The organism is Microbacterium sp. NPDC019599 (assembly GCF_040632175.1).
In the GTDB taxonomy this organism is placed as follows: Bacteria; Actinomycetota; Actinomycetes; order Actinomycetales; family Microbacteriaceae; genus Microbacterium.
This window is the reverse complement of sequence record NZ_JBEYBL010000006.1, coordinates 256,867-272,582: the sequence shown is the minus strand read 5'-3', so window position 1 is coordinate 272,582 and position 15,716 is coordinate 256,867. Positions and strand designations below refer to the sequence as shown.

General features: G+C 71.5%; 13 protein-coding genes. 2 read left to right on the top strand and 11 right to left on the bottom strand.

Annotated elements, in window-relative coordinates; translation table 11 throughout:
• Positions 1 to 72 precede the first annotated feature (72 nt).
• From ABZ477_RS12870 to ABZ477_RS12845, 6 genes are all read right to left on the bottom strand, one after another.
• Positions 73 to 1,230: a mannitol-1-phosphate 5-dehydrogenase gene (locus ABZ477_RS12870; protein WP_360133407.1), complete on the bottom strand. Its 1,158-nt coding sequence runs from the start codon at positions 1,228 to 1,230 to the stop codon at positions 73 to 75.
• Positions 1,227 to 1,667, bottom strand: a complete 441-nt coding sequence (locus ABZ477_RS12865) for a PTS sugar transporter subunit IIA (RefSeq protein WP_360133404.1) — start codon at positions 1,665 to 1,667, stop codon at positions 1,227 to 1,229. Before ABZ477_RS12865 ends, ABZ477_RS12870 begins: the two co-directional genes overlap by 4 nt.
• A gap of 89 nt (positions 1,668 to 1,756) precedes the next feature.
• Entirely contained in the window at positions 1,757 to 3,313 is a 1,557-nt protein-coding gene (locus tag ABZ477_RS12860; RefSeq protein WP_360133401.1) for a PTS mannitol transporter subunit IICB, read from the bottom strand.
• A gap of 52 nt (positions 3,314 to 3,365) precedes the next feature.
• Positions 3,366 to 5,057: a phosphoenolpyruvate--protein phosphotransferase gene (gene ptsP / locus ABZ477_RS12855; protein ID WP_360133398.1), complete on the bottom strand. Its 1,692-nt coding sequence runs from the start codon at positions 5,055 to 5,057 to the stop codon at positions 3,366 to 3,368.
• Between the two features lie 3 nt (positions 5,058 to 5,060).
• Positions 5,061 to 5,336, bottom strand: a complete 276-nt coding sequence (locus tag ABZ477_RS12850; RefSeq protein ID WP_360133395.1) for an HPr family phosphocarrier protein — start codon at positions 5,334 to 5,336, stop codon at positions 5,061 to 5,063.
• Between the two features lie 26 nt (positions 5,337 to 5,362).
• A complete protein-coding gene (locus ABZ477_RS12845; protein ID WP_360133392.1) occupies positions 5,363 to 5,704 on the bottom strand; it encodes a PTS sugar transporter in 342 nt (113 codons plus the stop codon).
• 164 nt (positions 5,705 to 5,868) lie between these two features.
• Here ABZ477_RS12845 and ABZ477_RS12840 point away from each other — a divergent pair, with 164 nt between their 5' ends.
• Positions 5,869 to 7,803, top strand: a complete 1,935-nt coding sequence (locus ABZ477_RS12840; RefSeq protein ID WP_360133389.1) for a PTS sugar transporter subunit IIA — start codon at positions 5,869 to 5,871, stop codon at positions 7,801 to 7,803.
• A 230-nt stretch (positions 7,804 to 8,033) separates the two neighbouring features.
• On the opposite strand, the gene ABZ477_RS12835 is transcribed toward ABZ477_RS12840, so the two are convergent.
• Genes ABZ477_RS12835 through ABZ477_RS12825 form a run of 3 tightly spaced genes read right to left on the bottom strand, consistent with a single transcriptional unit; the run spans position 8,034 to position 11,431 of the window.
• Complete coding sequence (locus ABZ477_RS12835) at positions 8,034 to 8,618, bottom strand: GNAT family protein (protein ID WP_360133386.1); 585 nt, start codon at positions 8,616 to 8,618, stop codon at positions 8,034 to 8,036.
• Positions 8,619 to 8,672: 54 nt separating this feature from the next.
• The gene (locus ABZ477_RS12830; protein ID WP_360133383.1) at positions 8,673 to 10,601 is read right to left on the bottom strand and encodes a phospho-sugar mutase; all 1,929 of its coding nucleotides are present in this window, start codon (positions 10,599 to 10,601) and stop codon (positions 8,673 to 8,675) included.
• The gene (locus tag ABZ477_RS12825; protein WP_360133380.1) at positions 10,598 to 11,431 is read right to left on the bottom strand and encodes a purine-nucleoside phosphorylase; all 834 of its coding nucleotides are present in this window, start codon (positions 11,429 to 11,431) and stop codon (positions 10,598 to 10,600) included. Before ABZ477_RS12825 ends, ABZ477_RS12830 begins: the two co-directional genes overlap by 4 nt.
• Positions 11,432 to 11,547: 116 nt before the next feature.
• Between ABZ477_RS12825 and ABZ477_RS12820 the strand changes: the two genes are divergently transcribed.
• Positions 11,548 to 12,996: an NAD(P)H-quinone dehydrogenase gene (locus tag ABZ477_RS12820; protein ID WP_360133377.1), complete on the top strand. Its 1,449-nt coding sequence runs from the start codon at positions 11,548 to 11,550 to the stop codon at positions 12,994 to 12,996.
• Positions 12,997 to 13,154: 158 nt separating this feature from the next.
• On the opposite strand, the gene ABZ477_RS12815 is transcribed toward ABZ477_RS12820, so the two are convergent.
• Positions 13,155 to 14,921, bottom strand: a complete 1,767-nt coding sequence (locus ABZ477_RS12815; protein WP_360133374.1) for a biotin carboxylase N-terminal domain-containing protein — start codon at positions 14,919 to 14,921, stop codon at positions 13,155 to 13,157.
• 78 nt (positions 14,922 to 14,999) lie between these two features.
• Positions 15,000 to 15,647: a Maf family protein gene (locus ABZ477_RS12810; RefSeq protein WP_360133371.1), complete on the bottom strand. Its 648-nt coding sequence runs from the start codon at positions 15,645 to 15,647 to the stop codon at positions 15,000 to 15,002.
• Positions 15,648 to 15,716 lie beyond the last annotated feature (69 nt).

Sequence of the window (15,716 nt, the reverse complement as noted above, 5' to 3'; positions counted from 1 at the left end):
GGCGCGTTCGCCCTCGGCACCGGCACGATCGTCAAGATGCTGCCCGCGGCGGGCCTCGGGGCGAGGGGGTGGTCAGGTTCCGGCGAGCTCGGACTGACGGGCGGCGACGACCGCCTCGACCTGCGGGAAGAGCGGATGCTCGGGCTCGAGCCCTGTGACGGCGGCCGTGAAGGTCGCAGCATCCTGCTCGCGGAGCTGGGCCTGGAGCTGGACGGACTGCTCGTCCTCGGCGTCGTCGAACGCGAGGGCTGCACCGATCGCGGCGACGAGCGCCGTCGTGGAGAGCCCGCGCTCGGCCGCCTCGGCCGCGGGGCCGATGAACCGCTCGTGCCGTGAGAGCTTCCGCAGCGGCTGCCGGCCGACCCGCCACACCGTGTCGGGCAGCGCGTCGTTGCGGAACCGGCGCAGGATCGTCGCGCGGTACTGCGCGAGATCGTCGGCGGCCAGGCCGTGCTTCGCGGCGAGGAGCGCCGAGGTCTCTTCGAGCGCCGCCGAGACCCGTGCCGCGATCGAGTCGTCCGCGAGCGCCGCGGCGATCGTCTCGACGCCGGCCTGCGCGCCGAAGTAGGCCGTCGTCGCGTGGCCCGTGTTGACCGTGAAGAGCTTGCGCTCGATGTAGGGCCCCAGGTCGTCGACGAAGTGCGCGCCCGGGATGCTGGGGGGCGCGTCGCCGAACGGCGGGCGCTCGATCGCCCACTCGTAGAAGGGCTCGACCGTGACATCCACGCCCGCGTCGGCGGGCTGGGCCGGCACGATGCGGTCGACGGCCGTGTTCGCGAACACGGCGCGTCCCTGGATCGCGTCCCACGCGTCGCCCGCCTGCGCGCGGATCTCGTCGCGCAGGAGGTCGGTCGCGTTGATGGCGTTCTCGCAGGCCATGACCTGGAGTGGAGCAGCGGAGGGGTTGCGCAGCCCGAGACCCTTCAGGATGTGCGGAGCGACGAACTTAAGGATCGTCGGGCCCACGGCGGTCGTCACGACATCGGCGCTCGCGATCTCGTCGACGACAGCATCCGGATCCGTCGCGCTGTTGATGGCGCGGAAGCCGGTGACCACGGTGTCGACGCCGCCCTCGCCCACCTCGTGCACGGTGTACTCCGAGACCTCGTTGATCGCGTCGACGAGCGGGGCGGCGACATCCGAGAAGACCAGCTCGTAGCCGCCCTGATGCAGGAGCAGGCCGACGAAGCCGCGGCCGATGTTGCCCGCGCCGAAGTGGACGGCCTTCATGACTCGTTGACCGCGCTGAGCATCTGGAACAGCTCTTCGGGCGACTGCGCCGACTTGAGACGCTCGACCTCGTCCTCGTCGGAGAACAGGATCGCGATCTGCGACAGGATCTCGAGGTGCTCGTCGCCCTTGCCGGCGATGCCGATGACGAACGTGACGGGCTCGCCGTCCCAGTCGACCCCGCCGTCGTAGCGGACGACAGACAGTGCCGAGTCGAGGATCGCGCTCTTGGTGTCGTTCGTGCCGTGCGGGATCGCCAGCTCGTTGCCCATGTAGGTCGAGACCGTCTGCTCGCGCTGCTGCATCGCGTCGAAGTAGGCGCTCGTGACGGCGCCGGCGGCTTCCAGGATGTCGGCGGCCTCCCTCATCGCGTCCTCCTTGGACGTCCTCGAAGAGTGGATCCGGACCTGCCCGATGCTGAGAACCTCACGTGCCATGTCAATCGCCTTTCAATCGTTGCGGATGCTGTCATGGAAGACTCCGGGGCCGGGGCATCGCGCGCATCCGACCCCGGAGAGCTTCCGGTCTAGGACTGGTTCCCGTGCTGGGCCTTGACCAGATCCACCACCTCGTCGTAACGCGGCGAGTTCATGAAGTTGTCGACCGACACGTGGACCGAGTCGGGCGTCATGTGCTTCGCGCGGTCCGTGAGCTGGTTCTGCGTGATCACGAGGTCGGCGGACCCGTCGAGGTTCGCGATCGCCTTGTTGACGACCGTGACATCCTCGATGCCCGCCTTCTTGATCTTGTTGCGCAGGACGCTCGCGCCCATGGCGGACGACCCCATGCCGGCGTCGCACGCGAACACGATGCTCTTGATCTGGCGCTCCGTGCCCACCGCCGGGCCGCCCATGCCGTCGGCCTGCGTGGCCGCGCCGCCGCGGAGGTTCGCGAGGGCGTCGGAGCTCTTGCCCTTGGCGGCCTCGGTCTGGGTGATCGCCGCGCCGAAGGCGTCGTCGGTCAGCGCCATCGCCTCGAGGTCGCGCTTGCGCGAGGCCCGGAGGATGAGGCCGGCGATGAGGAACGTCACCGTCGCCGACAGGATGACTGACAGGATCACGGCGAAGTACGCCCCTGGCGCCGTCTGCAGGAGGACCGCGATGATGCTGCCCGGCGCCGCCGGGGCCCGCAGCGCACCACCGAGGAGCATGTTCGTCGTGACGCCCGTCGCGCCGCCCGCGATGAGGGCGAGGATCAGGATCGGCTTCATGAGCGCGTACGGGAAGTACACCTCGTGGATGCCGCCGAAGAACTGGATGACGGCGGCACCGGGAGCCGAGGCCCGCGCCGCGCCGATCCCGAAGAACGTGAACGCCAGGAGGAGTCCGACACCGGGGCCGGGGTTGGCCTCGAGGAGGAACAGGATGGACGAGCCCTCTTCCGCCGCCTGCGCGAGACCGAGGGGCGTCAGGACGCCGTGGTTGATCGCGTTGTTGAGGAAGAACACCTTGGCCGGCTCGATCAGGACGCTCGTGAGCGGCAGGAGGTTCATCTCCACGAGCCATTCGACGCCGCGTCCGAGGACGGCCATGATCCAGTTCACGAAGATCGCGACGGGGTAGAAGCCCACGATCGCCATCGCGAAGCCCCAGATGCCCGCCGAGAACATGTTGACGAGCATCTCGAAGCCCGCCCGGATCTTGCCCTCCCAGAGCGAGTCGAGCCACTTCATCGTCCAGGCGGCGAGCGGTCCGAGGATCATCGCGCCGATGAACATGTGGACCTGTCCGAGCTGGGACGCTCCCTCTTCGAGGCCCGCGTTGAACTGGTCGACGATGTAGTCCGACCCCGCGATGGCGCCCATCGTGGCGATCGCGCCGACCACGCCGCCGCGGACGTTGTAGACCATGCTGCCGCCCGTGTAGGCGATGATCAGCGGCAGCAGATAGTGGATGAACGGGCCGACGATCGTCGCGAGGGCCGCGTTGGGCGTCCAGCCCACCTCGATGAAGAACGCCGTGAAGATGCCCCACGCGATGAGCGCGGGGATGTTCGGCATGATCATGCCGGACAGGAACGTGCCGAAGCGCTGTACTCCGACCCGCGCCCGGCTGCCCGTGGTGGGCGTTGACGCCGTTGTCATTGCTGTCTCCTCTTTGTTTCCTGGTTGTCCCTGGCCGCGGGAGGCGGCCGCTCTAGCCGCGCGCCGCGGCCTCTCGGGTCGCGGCCTCTCGGGCCGCCGTTCGGGCTGACGCCGCATCGTCTGCGGCGAGGGCTGCCTCGGCGATTCCGCGCGCCTCGGCGAGGGTGTATTCCAGCAGCGACGCGCGGACGTCGGCGAGGGCAGTGGGAGCCATCGACAGGCTCGTGGCGCCGAGGCCCACGAGGACGACGGCGAGCAGCGGGTCGGCGGCCGCCTCGCCGCAGATCCCGACGGGCTTGCCGTTCTCGCGTCCGGCCTGGCCCACCTCGCGGATGAGCCGGAGGACCGCGGGGTGCCACGGATCCTGGAACGAGGCGACCGAGCCGAGCAGCCGGTCGGCGGCGAGCGTGTACTGCGTCAGGTCGTTCGTCCCGATGGAGGCGAAGTCCGCCGTCGTGAGGATCCTGTCCGCCAGAAGTGCCGACGAGGGCACCTCCACCATGACGCCCGCGGTCTTGATGCCGTATTCGCGCGCGAGACCGGTGAAGTACTCCGTCTCCTCGACGGTCGCGATCATGGGGGCCATGACCCACAGATCGGCGGGGCCGTCGGGTGTCTGCCGGGTGGCGGCATCCGCCTCCGCGAGGGCCGTGAGCTGCTCGCGCAGGATGTCCTCGCTCGCGCGCAGGGCACGGATGCCGCGGAGACCCAGTGCGGGATTCTCCTCGTGCGCGTCATTGAGGAACGCGAGCGGCTTGTCGGCCCCCGCGTCGAGCACCCGCACCACGACCTTCTTGCCCGGGAACGCCGAGAGCAGAGTCGTATACGCCTCGCGCTGCTGCTCGACCGTGGGCGCTTGGCTCGAGCTCAGGAAGAGGAACTCGGTCCGGAACAGTCCGACGCCCTCCGCGCCGAGCGCGACGGCCTCCGCCGCGCCCTCGGGCTTGCCGAGGTTCGCCAGCAGCGGGATCGCCGTCCCGTCCGCGAGCGCGCCGGGAGTGACCGGAGCCGATGCCTGCGCCGCGCGGGCGTCCGCGCGGTTCTGCGCCCGCTCGAGCTCGTCCGCCGTCGGCTCGCTCGTGACGACCCCGGCCGCGGCATCGACGATGACCGTCTCGCCGTCTGCGAGATCCTTCGCCGCCGCGACGCCGACCACCGCCACGATGGACTTCTCGCGCGCGAGGATCGCCGTGTGCGACGTGGGTCCGCCCTCGGTCGTCACGAGCGCGAGCACCTTCTCGAGGTCGAGCAGGGCCGTGTCGGCCGGCGCGAGATCCTTCGCGACGAGCACGAACGGATGCCCGGGGTCCGGGACGCCCGGAGCCGGGACACCGCGCAGCCGCGCGATGACGCGCTGGGCGACATCGTCGAGATCGGCGGCGCGCTCGCCGAGGTACCCGCCGAGCGCCGTGAGCTGGTCGCGGAACGACGCGAAGGCGTCGAACACCGCGAACTCGCCGGTCTTCCCCGCGGCGATGCGTGTGTCGACCTCGCTCTCGAGGGTGGGGTCCTCCGCCATCATGGCCTGCGCCTCGAGCACGTCGCGAGCCGCGCCGCCCGCCTGCTCGCCGCGCGCCTCGAGCTCGCGCGCGACGCCCGCGACCGCCTCGCGCACGCGCGCCGTCTCCTCCTCGGCGCTCAGCGTGCTCGGCCCGTCACCGGGGGCGGGCAGCGGCTCCGCCATGCGCGCGACGGGACCCTGGGCGACACCCAGGCCGATTCCGACTCCTCGCAGCTCTGCCATGGCCTACTCCGCGTCGTGGTCGGTCGTGAGGAGCTCGGCGAGCGTGTCGAGGGCCGCCTCGGCGCCGTCGCCGTCGGCGGTCAGCGTCACGTAGTCGCCCTGCTCGACGCCGAGCGCGATGACGCCCAGGATGCTCGCCGCGTTGACGGGTGTGCCGGAGTCCTTCGCGATCGTGATCGGGATGCCGGCGTCCTTCGCGGCCTGCGCGAAGAGCTTCGCGGGCCGGGCGTGCAGTCCGTGGGACGAGCCGATCCGCACGGTGCGGGAGATCTCAGGCATGTCGTTTCCTCTCGGTCGGTACAGCGTCAGTCGGTCGGTTCGGTCGGAGGCGCGGTCGATGCCTCGCGCTCGAGCGCTTCGCGCACGAGCGCGAGCGTGCGCGTGCCGTCGAGGTCGTTGAAGATGTCGGAGGGCAGCAGCACGACAGTCGTGCCCCGGGTCGCGGCATCCCGCTCGATCCTCGGGATGGCGTGCGCGAGGTGGGGTCCCACGAGGACGACGTCGGCGGAGTCGAGGTCGATCGGGAGGGAGTGCTCGGTGCCGGCGAAGGCCGAGTAGGCGAGGCCGACCTCGCTCGCGGCATGGCGCACACGCTGGGCGACGAACGTGCTCGACGCTCCCGCACCGCAGACCACGAGGATCCTCATCGACCCGCCTCCTCTGTGTGGCCATTCTTGTGAAAACGCTGGGAGCCGACAACCATGTCTCTTTCCGCCCCCGCGGAAGGCGGCCGTCGTGCCGCGGCGCCGCGGGTTGTCACGCGTGGTTGACTGGATCCGCGTGCACAGGCGGCGCGCGGCGCGGAGGGATCGTGACCAGACCCAGGCAGGACCGCCTCATCGCCCTGCTCGCCCGGGACGGCGAATGGGCGACGGCGGCGACGCTCGCCGACGCGCTCGGAGTCACGCCGCGCAGCATCCGCTCCTACGTGACCGCGATCAACGCCCGGGTCCCGTCGGGCTCCGCGATCGAATCGGGGCCCCTCGGCTACCGTGCCGGTGCGGACGCGGGCTCTGCGATGCGGGCCAACGGGACGGGGGATGCCGCCACCCCCCGCGACCGCCTGCACACGCTCGTCCGATCGCTGCTGGATGAGCCCGACGGTGTCGACGTGTTCGAGACGGCCGACCGCCTGCACGTCTCGTCCGCGACGCTCGACGCCGACCTCGCGAGGGTTCGCGGGCTCCTCGGCGGGACTCAGCTCACGCTCGAGCGCTCGGCCTCGCGCGCGCGCCTGCGCGGCACCGAGATGGCCCAGCGGCGCCTCATGAGCCGCCTCGCGCACGACGAGATGGACGCCGGCTCGTTCGACCTCGACGCGCTGCGCCGCACTCTCGGCGACGCCTCGGTGGGGGCCCGCGCGTTCGGCCCGTTCAAGACCGACCTGGTCGCGCGGCTGGGCGCGCTCGGATACTTCGTCAACGAGTACGGCATCGCCGACGTCGTGATGCACATCGCGATCGCCGCCGACCGGACGGCTCAGCACCGCGCGCTCGAGGGGGACTCGCTCTCGGTCTCGCCCGCCAACGCAGAGGTGGCCGCGATCCTCGCCGAGCTCGCCTCGACGCACCTCGGCGTCGACCTCGGGACCGCCGACCTCCAGCACCTCGCGTCGCTCGTGCTGACGCGCGTGGTCGCGCCCGGTGCGACCGCGCCGCGCATGCACGTGCGCGAACGCCTCGAGCCCGAGGTGGAGCGGGCCGTCCGGGCGATCGTCGAGGCCGCGGCATCCGAGTTCCTCGTCGACATCGTCCACGAGGACTTCATCCTGCGGCTCGCGCTGCACGTGCAGAACCTGCGCCTGCGCGCTCGCGAGGAGGCCTGGTCGCGCAATCCGCTCACGCGCTCGCTCAAGGCGTCGTATCCGATGATCTTCGAGGTCGCCGTCTACATCGCCAACGGGCTGCACGAGAGCCTCGGCATCCCGCTCCTCGACGATGAGATCGCGTACATCGCGATGCACGTCGGCGGGCGGCTCGAGCGCAGCCGTCGTGCCGATCAGCTGCTGACCGCGACGATCGTGTGCCCCGGCTACTACGAGCTGCACGAGCTGCTGCGGTCGTCGGTGGACCGCTCGCTCGGCCAGGCGATCGAGGTCGTCGGCGTCGAGACGCGCGTCGACCCGGAGTGGTCTTCGATCGACACGGATCTCGTGCTCACGACGATCGACCCGGGACCGGGGGTCTCGGCGGATCGCGTCGTGCGGATCCAGCCGTTCCTCACCGACGGCGACATCGAGCGCGTCCAGGCCGCCGCGGGGCGCATCCGCCGTGGTCGCCGGCTCGCGCGGCTGCGCGGCGAGCTCGAGCGCTACTTCGAGCCTTCCGCCTTCGTGCGGGGACTGGATGCCGAGCCCGGCGAGGAGGGCGTCATCCGCCGACTCGGGGCGGCGCTCGTCTCACACGGGATCATCGACGACGACTACATCGAGCGGGCCATCCAGCGCGAGCACCTGTCGTCGACGGCGTTCACTGACGCCCTCGCCGTGCCGCACGCACTCGGCATGACAGCGACGCGCACCGCGATCGCCGTGGGCATCGCCGACCCGTCGATCCCGTGGGGCGACGGCCGCGTGCAGGTCGTCGCGCTCGTCGCGTTCAGCGAGACCGACCGCGAGGCGTTCCAGACGGTGTTCGAGCAGCTCGTCGAGGTGTTCTCGGAGCGCGAGTCCGTCCAGCGGATCGTCCGACGCGGCACGGACTTCCCGGCGTTCCTCGACGAGCTCGTCGCCGTCGTCGACGGCTGAGCCTGTCGAAGCCTGAGCCTGTCGGGCCTGAGCCCGTCGAAGCCTCAGCCCGGCCGCGTCGCTGCCGGGCCCGACCGGGCTCGGCCCGCATCCGTGGGCGGAGGGGGTTCGAGGGAGGGAGGACGGGATGCCGCGATCCGGCCCTCTGCCCGTCGGTTCGCCTCCGCTCGCCTCGACGAGAGGGGAGCCTGAGACAAGCCGGCGAGCGGCCGATCCAGGCCTCGACAACCTCAGCCGCGGGCGAGCCGAGCCTCCAGGCCGAGCCGGACGGCCGGCCACTCGTGCGGGAGGATCGAGAAGACCACCGTGTCGCGCAGCGACCCGTCCGGGCCGAGGCGGTGATTTCGCAGGACCCCGTCCTGCTTGGCGCCGAGCCTCGCGATGGCCTCGCGCGACTGGCGGTTGTGCCAGTGCGTGCGCAGCTCGACCGCGATCGCGCCGCACGCCTCGAATGCGTGGCCGAGGAGCAGCAGCTTCGCGGCGGAGTTGACCTCGCTGCGCTGCGCCGTCGGCGACAGCCACGTGTAGCCGATCTCGACGTGCCGGTTGGGCTGATCGACGCTGCAGAACGTCGTCATCCCGACGACGCGGCCGGTCGAGAGGCGACGCACGGCCCACGGGTTCATCTCGCCTGCCGCGTGCCAGGCGAGGCGCCGCTCGATCTCGGCCGCCATGCCGTCGGGGGTCGGCGCCGACGTGTACCAGGCGTACTCGAGCCCTGTCGTGGCCTCGGCGAGGTCGTCCCGGTGCGCGGGCGAGAGCGGCTCGAGCCGCACCCAGTCGTTCTCGAGCGTTATCGGGTCGGTGAACAGCACGCTCACGAGCCTAGGCCCGCGGGCGCGGCGGGCCGAGCCCAGCGCGGCGGCGCGTCACGCGTGCTCGTCGAGGAGCACCCGCACGCCGCTCGCGAGCGCGGAGAGCCGGTGTCGCGCATCCTCCGCCGAGTCGCCGCGCACGTCGAGGTAGGCCTTGAGCTTCGGCTCGGTGCCGCTCGGGCGCACGATGACGCGCGAGCCGTCCTCGAGCCACAGGCGCAGCACGTCACCGGGCGGCAGATCCTCGAAGCCCTCGGCCAGGTCGTCGACCTGCGTGACAGGGACCTCGCCGATGCGGGACGGATGCTGCTCCCGCAGTCCGCTCATGATCCGCGCGATGATCCCGAGGTCCTCGACCCGGATCGAGATCTGGTCGCTCGCGAAGTACCCGAAGATCTGCTCGAACTCCTCGAGGAGTCCGGCGAGCGAGCTGCCCCGCCCGTGCGCGTCGGCCACGAGACCCAGCATCGCGACGGCGGCGGAGATCCCGTCCTTGTCGCGCACAGTCTCGGGATTCACGAGGTATCCGAGCGCCTCCTCGAACCCGAACACGATGCCGGGTGCGCGCGAGATCCACTTGAAGCCCGTGAGGGTCGCGTGGAAGTCGAGGCCGTAGTGCTCGGCGATGGTCTGCAGACCTGGGGACGAGACCAGCGAGCACGCGAGCGACGGTCGGGGAGCAGCATCCCGCTCCGGCTCTTCGGCAGGCGCTTCCTGGGCGGGCGCTTCGGCAGGCCCGTCCTGGTGGGGCCCTTCGCCGGGCGCGTCCTCTTCGGGCGCTTCGGCAGGCGCGTCGTGGTCCGGCTCTCCCGCCGGGGCGTCCTGGTCCGGCTCTTCGGCAGGCGCGTCCTGGTCCGGCTCTTCGGCAGGCGCGTCCTGGTCCGGCTCTCCCGCCGGGGCGTCCTGGTCCGGCTCTTCGCCGGGCGCCGCCTCGACCTCGGCGGTCGCGAGCTGCGCCGCCCGCCAGCCCAGCAGCAGACCGATCTCGTTGCCCGTGAGCCGGCGCCAGCCGCCGTCGGCGGTGTCGTCCGGGAGGGCGACGGCGAGGCGGTCGGCGTCGGGGTCGTTCGCGATGATGAGCTCGGCCCCGGTCTCGCGCGCGGTCTGGAACGCGAGGTCCATCGCGCCCGGCTCCTCCGGGTTGGGGAATGCGACGGTCGGGAAGGCGCCGTCCGGTTGGATCTGCGCCTCGACGAGTGTGGGGGCGGGATAGCCTGCGGTCTCGAGGATGCGTGCCAGCGTCTCCCAGCCGACGCCGTGCATCGCGGTGTACGCCCACGAGAGGCCCTCGGCGCCCGCGGGTGCGGGCGCGACGGCGGCCGTGGCCCGGATGTACGCCTCGACGACGGACTCGGGGGCCGTCTCGTACGCGAGCATGCGCGGGATGGCGGGGGCGTTCGCCTCGTCCGCGACGCGCTGGATGTGCGCGGCGATCTCGGCGTCGGCGGGCGGGACGATCTGCGCTCCATCGTCCGCTCCGCCGAGATAGACCTTGTACCCGTTGTCGTCCGGCGGGTTGTGGCTCGCGGTGACCATGACGCCGGCGTCGGCGCCGAGGTGCCGCACGGCGAAGGCGAGCACGGGCGTCGGCAGGAGCCGGGGCAGCAGGAGCGCCCGGATCCCGGCTCCGGCGAAGATCTCCGCCGAGTCCCGCGCGAAGACGTCGGAGTTGCGCCGGCCGTCGTAGCCGATGACGATCGTCGCCTGCCGGTCGTCGCCCGTGCGCTCGAGCACGTACGCCGCGAGGCCCGCCGCAGCCTGTGCGACGAGCACGCGGTTCATGCGGTTGCTGCCGGCGCCCAGTCGCCCGCGGAGACCGGCCGTGCCGAATGCGAGCCGGCCGGCGAAGCGGTCCTCGAGGTCGGCCGTGGCCGCGGCATCCCCTTCCTCGACCTGGGCGATGAGCGTCTCGAGCTCTCCGCGCGTGGCCGGATCGGGGTCCTGCGCGAGCCAGGCGCGCGCCTGCTCGAGCGCGGCGCTCACAGCAGTCCGATCACTCGGGCCAGCAGCGACGAGATGACCGGGCCCGCGGCTCGCCCGGCCTCCATCACCTCCTCGTGGCTGAGCGGCGTCGTCTGGATGCCCGCCGCCATGTTCGTCACGAGCGTGAAGCCGAGGATCTCCATGCCGGCCTGGCGGGCGGCGATCGCCTCCAGGGCCGTCGACATGCCGACAATGTGGCCGCCGACCGCCTTGGCCATCTGCACTTCGGCCGGCGTCTCGTACTGCGGTCCCGTGAACTGGCAGTACACGCCCTCGTCGAGGCTCGGGTCGACCGTGCGCGCGAGGTCGCGCAGCCGCATCGAGTAGAGGTCGGTCAGATCGATGAACGTCGCGCCCTCGAGCGGGGTCGCGGCGGTGAGGTTGATGTGGTCGCTGATGAGGACGGGCGTGCCGGGCTTCCACGTGTGCTTGATGCCGCCCGCGCCGTTGGTCAGCACCATCGTCCGCGCGCCGGTCGCGGCCGCGGTGCGGACGCTGTGCACGACGCGGCGGACGCCGTGACCCTCGTAGAAATGCGTCCTCGCACCGATCACGAGGACCCGCTTCCCCTTCGCCGTCAGGATGCTGCGGAGCGTCCCGACATGGCCCTCCAGAGCCGGCGCGCTGAACCCCGTGACCTCCGTCGCCGGGAACGCGGCCGTCGTGTCGCCGATGAGATCGGCCGCGGCTCCCCAGCCGCTGCCCAGCGTGAGGGCGATGTCGTGGCGCTCGACCCCTGTGATCCGCGCGATGTCGGCGGCGGCCGTCGAAGCGACCGCGAAGGGGTCGGCGGTCGGGTCGTCAAGGGGGTTCTCGGTCTGGTCTGACATGAGCCCACTCTAGGGAGGGCGGGATGCCGGGGGCCAGACGCCGTCGATCGCCCGATGACGGCATCCGTCGGTCGCTGAATGCGGCTCCGGTGGCGCAGGGGGTGAGAATGGGAGTCATGTCTGTGAGCTTCGAGCGCACCCAGAGCGTCGCGATCATCGGCGGAGGCCCCGGCGGCTACGAGGCGGCCCTGGCCGCCGCACAGCTCGGGGCCGAGGTCACCCTCGTCGAGCAGGCGGGCATCGGCGGCTCGGCCGTCATCACCGACGTCGTGCCGTCCAAGTCGCTCATCGCGACCGCCGACGCCGCCGTCGCGATCGCCGGCGCGAGCGATCTCGGCGTGCAGCTGTTCGCGAAGGGCAAGGACGGGAAGCCCCTCAAGCCCGAGATCGCGATCAACCTCACGGCGGTCAACAAGCGGCTCCTGTCGCTCGCGCGCCAGCAGTCCGACGACATGCGGGCCTCGCTCGTCGAGGCCGGCGTGCGGATCATCTCGGGCTGCGGACGACTCGAGGGCGAGAACGCACTCGTCGTGTCGACGGGCCCGGGCGGCACCGACTTCGACCGCATCGAGGCCGACACCCTCGTCGTCTCGGTCGGCGCGTCGCCGCGCGAGCTGCCGACCGCCAAGCCCGACGGGAAGCGCATCCTCACGTGGACGCAGCTCTACGACATGCAGGCGCTGCCCGAGCACCTCATCGTGGTCGGCTCCGGCGTCACGGGCGCCGAGTTCGCGGGCGCGTACATGAACCTCGGCTCGAAGGTGACGCTCGTCTCGAGCCGCGATCAGGTGCTCCCGGGCGAGGACTCGGATGCCGCGGCCGTCCTCGAGAAGGTCTTCAAGCGCGGCGGCATGACGCTGCTGTCGAAGTCGCGGGCCGACAAGGTCGAGAACACCGGCGACGGCGTCCTCGTGACGCTCTCGGACGGTCGCACGGTCGAAGGCAGCCACTGCCTCATGGCCGTCGGCTCCGTCCCCAACACGAAGGGCATCGGCCTCGAGCAGGCCGGCATCCAGATGACGGAGTCGGGGCACATCCAGGTGAACCGCGTCGCGCGCACCTCCGTGCCGAACATCTACGCCGCAGGGGACTGCACGACCTTCGTCCCGCTGGCCTCGGTCGCCGCGATGCAGGGCCGCACGGCGGTCTTCCATGCGCTCGGCGACGTCGTCATCCCGCTGGAGCGCCGGCGCATCACGTCGAACATCTTCACGGCCCCCGAGATCGCGACCGTCGGCTGGCAGGAGAAGGACATCGCCGAAGGCCTCATCCAGGGCGTCGTGCACAAGCTGCCGCTCGCAGCGAACCCGCGCGCCAAGATGATGGGCATCAAGGACGGGTTCGTCAAGCTCATCGCCCGCCAGGGCAGCGGCAGCGTCATCGGCGGGGTCATCGTCGGTCCGCGCGCCTCCGAGCTCATCTACCCCATCGCGATCGCCGTCGAGCGCCGCCTCACGGTCGACCAGGTCTCGCGCGTCTTCGCCGTGTACCCGTCGCTGTCAGGCAGCATCACCGACGCCGCGCGCGCGATGCACGTCGTCGACCACGCGATCTACGGCGCCTGAGGCCAGCCCGCCCGGTCCTCGGTCTTCCGCGGTCTGCGGCAGGCACAACGGCGGATCCGCCGCGGGACTCGCCGAGGGACGGATGCCTTCAAGCGGCGTGTCGCCACGCCGGTCCGCGGCTGTGCACGCGACCGGGGGACCTGCAGCCGGCCTCGAATCTAGGAGATCGTGAGGAGCTGGTGCCCGGCCGACACTGTCGTGCCGGGATTCGCGTCGATCGAGCCGACGACGCCGTCCTTGTGGGCCTGGATCGGCTGCTCCATCTTCATCGCCTCGAGCACGACGACGAGGTCGCCCTTGACGACGGGCTGCCCCTCCTCGACCGCGACCTTGACGATCGTCGCCTGCATCGGGGACTTGACGGCGTCTCCGGATGCCCCGGCCACGACGGTCTGGGCGTGCGAGCGGCGCGACGGCGGCACGGCGGCCGGACGGCCGGCGGCCACGGGCGCCGCCACGATGCGGTCGGGCAGGCTGACCTCGATGCGCTTGCCCGCCACCTCGACGACGACCGTGTGGCGGCCCTCGGGAGGAGTCACGTCGCCGAGCTCGCCGTCCCACGGCGCGATGTCGTTGACGAACTCGGTCTCGATCCAGCGAGTGAAGACCCCGAACGTCCCGTCTTCGGCGGTGAAGGCGGGCTCGCGCACGACCTTGCGGTGGAAGGGGAGAACGGTCGGAAGCCCGCCAACCTCGAACTCGTCGAGGGCGCGACGCGCACGCTCGAGCGCTTCGTCGCGGTCACGGCCCGTCACGATGATCTTGCCGAGCAGGGAGTCGAAGGCGCCGCTGACGCTGTCGCCGGCCGTGACGCCGGAGTCGAGGCGGATGCCGGGGCCACCGAACGTCTTGAACACCTTGATGGGTCCGGGCTGCGGGAGGAAGCCGCGGCCGGGATCCTCGCCGTTGATGCGGAACTCGATCGAGTGCCCTTCGGGCGCGGGGTCGTCGTAGCCGAGCTCTTCGCCCTCCGCGAGGCGGAACTGCTCGCGGACGAGGTCGATGCCCGTGACCTCCTCCGAGACGGGATGCTCGACCTGAAGCCGCGTGTTGACCTCGAGGAACGAGATCGTGCCGTCGGCGCCGATGAGGAACTCGCACGTCCCCGCGCCGACGTAGCCCACCTCCTTGAGGATCGCCTTCGACGCGTCGTACAGGGTCTTGTTCTGCTCGGCGCTCAGGAACGGCGCGGGCGCCTCCTCGACGAGCTTCTGGTGCCGGCGCTGCAGCGAGCAGTCGCGCGTGGAGATGACGACGACGTTGCCCGCGGCATCCGCGAGGCACTGCGTCTCGACGTGGCGGGGCTTGTCGAGGTACTTCTCGACGAAGCACTCGCCGCGGCCGAACGCCGTGATCGCCTCGCGCGTGGCCGACTCGAACTGCTCGGGCACTTCGTCGACCGTGCGCGCAACCTTGAGCCCGCGTCCGCCGCCGCCGTAGGCGGCCTTGATCGCGATCGGCAGGCCGTGCTCCTCGACGAACGCGAGGACCTCGTCGGCGCCGCTGACGGGACCGGGGGTGCCGGGCGCGAGGGGCGCGCCGACCTTCTCGGCGACGTGGCGCGCCGTCACCTTGTCGCCGAGCGCCTCGATGGCCTCCGGCGAGGGGCCGATCCAGACCAGGCCGGCGGCGATGACGGCGCGAGCGAAGTCGGCGTTTTCGGCGAGGAAGCCGTAACCCGGGTGCACGGCGTCGGCGCCGGACCGGCGCGCGACGGAGAGGATCTTCTCGATCGAAAGGTACGTCTCGGCGCTCGTGCTGCCGCCGAGGGCGTACGCCTCGTCGGCGAGGCGCGCGTGCATCGCGTCGCGGTCCTGGTCGGCGTAGACGGCGACCGAGGCCTTACCCGAGTCGCGCGCCGCGCGGATGACACGGACGGCGATCTCACCGCGGTTCGCGACGAGCACCTTGGCGATCTGAGGCATGCCTGCCAGCCTACCGACGGCGACCGCTCCCCTTTTGGCCGCCCTGCACAAGAAACGTCACGGAACGTGTGGGGGAGTCTACGAGCCCGTCCAGAGGTCCGGCCACGCGACGCCGAGGTCCCGCACGAGAGTCCGCAGCGTCGAGAGCGACATCCCGACGACGGTCGATGGATCGCCCTCGACCCGCGCGATGAAGGGCCCGCCGAGGCTGTCGATAGTGAACGCGCCCGCGACGTGCAGCGGCTCGCCCGAACCGACGTAGGCGGCGATCTCGGCATCCGTCACATCCGCCGCGAAGGTGACGGATGCCTCGGCGACGGCGTGCGCCTCGTGGGGGTCCGCGCCCGGCCGCAGGCGGTAGACGGAGTGGCCGGAGTGCAGCACGCCCGTGCGACCCCGCATGGCCCTCCAGCGCTGGGTGGCCGCCTCTGGCGTGTAGGGCTTGCCGAGGATCTCGCCGTCGAGCTCGAACATGGAGTCGCCGCCGACGACGATGCCGTCGAACGCGGGGTCCTCCGAGGCCGTCCGGGCCGCGACGTCCGCAGCCTTGCGCCTGGCCAGGAGCAGCACGTGCTCGGCGGGCGTCAGCGTGCGGCCCTCTGCGGCCTCGACCGCCGCGATGACGGACTCCTCGTCGACGTCGGGAGCCAGGGTCTCGGGCACGATCCCCGCCTGTCGCAGCAGCATGAGCCGGGCGGGTGAGGTGGAGGCGAGCAGCACGCGCATGCGTCGAGGCTACCGGCGACCCCCACGCGCCCCGCAGGTGCGCGAGACTTCGCGAACGGGGCGCCGCGA